General features: G+C 38.4%; 4 protein-coding genes. All 4 read right to left on the bottom strand.

Translation table 11 applies throughout. The features are described 5' to 3' along the window. Positions 1–141: 141 nt before the first annotated feature. Entirely contained in the window at positions 142–975 is an 834-nt protein-coding gene (locus JW962_01415; GenBank protein ID MBN1373977.1) for a prenyltransferase, read from the bottom strand. Positions 976–1311: 336 nt separating this feature from the next. Continuing rightward, positions 1312–1473: a hypothetical protein gene (locus JW962_01410; GenBank protein MBN1373976.1), complete on the bottom strand. Its 162-nt coding sequence runs from the start codon at positions 1471–1473 to the stop codon at positions 1312–1314. Positions 1474–1841: 368 nt separating this feature from the next. Beyond that, on the bottom strand, positions 1842–1982 hold the full coding sequence (locus JW962_01405) for a hypothetical protein (GenBank protein MBN1373975.1): 141 nt from the start codon (positions 1980–1982) through the stop codon (positions 1842–1844). 444 nt (positions 1983–2426) lie between these two features. Continuing rightward, positions 2427–3554 (bottom strand): Fic family protein, encoded by a 1128-nt coding sequence (locus JW962_01400; GenBank protein ID MBN1373974.1) that lies wholly within the window; start codon positions 3552–3554, stop codon positions 2427–2429. Between the last annotated feature and the right edge of the window lie 778 nt (positions 3555–4332).

Here is a 4332-nt window from a genome sequence, read left to right as displayed (position 1 = left end):
TGGGTATGCTAACCTTAAGCACTGAAATGAGGCAGCATGTTCTCAAACATACTGCCTCTTTTTTGGGCTCAACTGTGCCTTAATCCTATATTGTTAGCGTTTCGTGCTTTTTTATTACTGTCATCAAGATACTAATTTTAGTCAATTGTTTTTTAAATTATTCAATATCTCATTATAGCGTTTAGTTGCAAGGTCGCTTGGCTCTCCCTTTTTACAGAAAGTAAAGTTTGCTAATTTAATGTTGGGGTTCTCAACAATAATTTTCCCCTTTACCATTTTTGACTTTAAAACATTTAGTGCATCTATAAATCGAGCGTCATTTTTAGCTCTCTCATAGAAAGACAGAACATAAACATAAAAAAATAAGTTATAGCGAAAAAATGGGTATTCAATCTTCATGAATAATTTACCAATTCCATAATGACAAGGGCCAATGGGTTTACGTGATTCCCAATGATTGAGTAATGTATCCACAGCATTATCAAGCCGTTTATCATGATTAAGCCAGTTTGTGAATCTAAATGCGTCCAAAACTTCTAATGTAGTTCCGGGGTTTGAAAAAGAAGTTTCTTCACCCCTGCCAAATTTATAAGTATTACAACGCCATCCGCCATCGTCATGCTGGATTTCTAAAAGGTGGTCAAATGTTTTTTTAAGTCTGCTATCATTTGTATAACCCAAGCGACACAATACTCTTGCAACACCAGCAGTATGACAAGGATAAATTGCTCCTTCGGGGGCAATTTGAAATCGTCCGTCTTCACGCCATAAACTTAGGATTAATTCAGACGCACCATCAATTATTGGAGCAGAAGTTAATCCCAACTCTGTAAGCATTAATGTACTTTGTAAAATTGAAAATGGAGAACCTTTGCAAATCCTTTTATCAGTAGTAGTCCAAAAATCGGCACCGTTATCATAGCGTTTCGCAATGATTGCATCTATGTCAGACTGATACTGGTTTGTTAAAGTCATAATATTATTCTCGTGTACTATGCTCATGTCAGCTAAAATTTATAATGCCCGCAACTTTTCTTAGCATGAACGCTAAACGTCCGCCGGGTCGAGTAGGCCGAGGGACCTTCCCTTCAGCCTCTCACACCTGTGTGCCAGAGCACTCCGGTGCGCAGGCACAGAACCGGTCTTGACAGTTTGTTCCCTTCGGTCACAAGCTCCACTTCGTTCCGGTTCCCATCACACGGCTCTTCTTATTCTAATCATAAAGATAAGCTCATCCTCCGAAAAGTTGGCAAATTACAACAAGAATTAGTTAACCCCTTCGCTCTACTTCCATTTACTCACATCTGTCCCTTATTTATTTTCGTGTTCGTGAGGACTTTGCCGTTCAGAAGCTTCACTACTACTACGAGTCAGTCCGTCCCAAGTTCCGTAATCAAGCCCAGGTAAAGTTCTTGCCCTCTGAAACGGAACGAAGTGGAACTCACGACCGTAGGGAGAAAAGACGCTTGCCATTTAGCCAGTATTGTTATCAGGTCTCCGCTATACTTATCACTCCGGCGCATACTCCGTAGCTTTTGATAGGGGGTGGTAACTTCTCGACTCCTCATCAAGGGTTCACTCTCGTTCAACTCCTTTACCCTTACCTGACCACGCTCTTGGCATGGCTTTTTCCCAATCGCTCAGCACCATGACTCTTAATCACAGCACCATTGGGTGGTTTAGCGCCCTCTCCTGTAAGACGACGCTGGAGGTCCAACGTACAACTGTTTCCTCCATCTTTATTTCAGCATGCAGAACTGTTAATTTACCGATGTTCTGCTTCTCGGCACCGCATGTTACCTGCCGTATTTTTTTATTTCAGTTTATATCTAATTTCAAAATCACAAAATTCCCGCTCCGTTTAATCCCAAAATGGAAAAAAGCTCACCTTTCTCGACTGAAAAACTGACATCATTAACTGTTGCTAAGTCGCCATATTTCTTCGTAAGATTTTTTATCTCAATAGCAATTGTTTTATGCATATTTGTCATATTTAAGTATCTACATCTTCTTCTTTATAAATAAATCGTTTTCGTAATGAAGTGAAGAAATACCATATTGTCCCCCACTATAGATAAAGAAAAAATCAAATTTATTCCCCTTTGAAAGCCTATCATTCCTTATTATCCGTTGGCAACTGGTGTTCATTCATTTCTATCTGATTACCTTTTATTTAGCTTTAATTTTCTTGTTGTTTTCAATCTGCACCAACCTATCCACGAAGTACAAATTTGCACTGTCCTTTCAAAAATTAAATCCTTTTTATTTTCAATTTATTACTATCGTATATGTCTGATAATATGTCTTTTACGCTTGTTGCCAACGGATTGTAATATGCGGAGGCCGGGATTTCAAAGCTCGAACCTATCAAACCGTTGTGAAATTGAGTAAATGTACAAAAGTTAAAATTACCCACATCTCCCGGCTTACGTATATTGCGTGTTACCAGCTGGCATTCCTATCAGTTCGTAATTTGTACTTCTTCCTCCTGCAGGTTCTTTTTGCAATATTCCTTTCTCAATCAAGTCGTTAATATCCCTAACTGCCGAATCTTTAGAACATTTTGCAATTTTTGCCCATTTTGAAGATGTTAGTTTTCCGTCAAAGTCATCCATTAATTTATTCAATAATTTTCTTTGACGGTCATTTATCGCTGTATCTATATGTTTTTGCCAAAAATCGGCTTTAAATAGAACTCTTGTAAGTATTGAATCCGTGGATTTTAAGGCACTAATCAAGCAGTTTAAAAACCAAACAATCCAATCAGTTATATCCAAATTCCCTTTTTGAGTTTTTTCCAATATCTCATAATATTGTTTTCTTTCTAATCTAATCTGAGCGGACATGCTGTAAAAACGTTGGTTGCTTTTATCAGACTGAGCAAGAAGCATATCTGTCAACGCTCTTGTTATTCTACCGTTTCCATCTTCAAATGGATGAATAGTCACAAACCATAAGTGTGCAATTGCAGCTTTTATTACCAGGTCAATTTTTTTGTTATTGAACCAATAAATAAATCGGGTCATTTCTTTTCCCACTACATCAGAATCAGGCGCCTGGAAATGTACTTTTTCTTTTCCCATTGCTCCAGAAACAACCTGCATGGGTCCCGTAGTATCTTTTCTCCAGTTTGCAACAGTTATTTTATACATTCTACTCCTACCTGTTGGAAATAATGCAGCATGCCAATTAAAAAGTCTATCAGCTGTTAATGGGGCAAAGCAATTTTGAGTTGCATCAAGCATCATTTCAACTACTCCTTCTACACTCCTGTCGGATTCAACAGCTCCTGCTATTTCCATTCCTAATCTACGTGCAATTGATGAACGTACTTGGTCAGGATTAAGAAATTCTCCTTCAATTTCAGATGATTTTAATACGTCAAGAGTTAACGTATCAAGTAAAGCCTCATTTCTTAAATCGAAACCTAATGTTTCCATTTTTCCGATAAGTCTGCCCTGTAAATTTCTTGCCTCACTCAACAAGTCCCAGAAATCATTACTATTCCAAGTAAATTCAGGCCAATTGTCTTTTTGATGTATAAAAGCTTTCATTTGATGCATTACTTGCAACGAAAATAACGCTTATTCGTTGCAAATCAAAATTAATCGTCGCTTATTTTGCGTCAAATCCACACGCTAATCGTTGCACTGTCGTTTCTTTTGCTCGCCGCCAAAACAATTTAATATAGTTACTTAATAAGTATGTTTTCCCTATATCAACAGTTTGCCTATATAATGATTTGATATTTATGTGTTAGTAAACGGTTAACTAATATTCAACGATTTTGATCATTACTCTCCTACCGCACGCCCCGCGCCCTTAATCACACAGTTTTTCTGTTATCTCTCTGTGGCACTGAATGCGTGCGATGTACGCTTCTCCTCTCTGCTAACTCGTTCCCTTCCGCCTGCTTACCGCATACGTCCGTACACCGAAAACCGTGGATTAACCCTTTGTGGCACCGGTTTACCGGCACCCTTTTTGGATGTTGCTTTTCAAATGTAAATAAAAATGGCATTCGTTATCCGCTGAATCCCAAAAATTTTGCACACAAACGGTAAAATCATTCCTCCCGGTTCGGCTTAGGCTCCCGCAATAGTTCGGGACAAGTCGTGCCTATGCAGAATATATGTACGCAGGCTTTGCCTGTTTTTGATATGGCGTTCCATGTAAAGTTAACAACCCAGCCAACAATTTGAAAAGTTAAAAATAATCCATCACCTGCTATTTGATAAGCTGTTGACATAATAACCGGGTTTACTGATAAACAAATAGAACAATTTAATCAGGCAACAAGCCTGAAGAAATAAATTCGGCAAAGGCACAGCC

The sequence above is a fragment of the Candidatus Dojkabacteria bacterium genome (assembly GCA_016927995.1).
Taxonomy (GTDB): Bacteria; Patescibacteriota; Dojkabacteria; order JAFGLO01; family JAFGLO01; genus JAFGLO01.
This window is presented reverse-complemented; position numbering and strand designations above follow the sequence as displayed.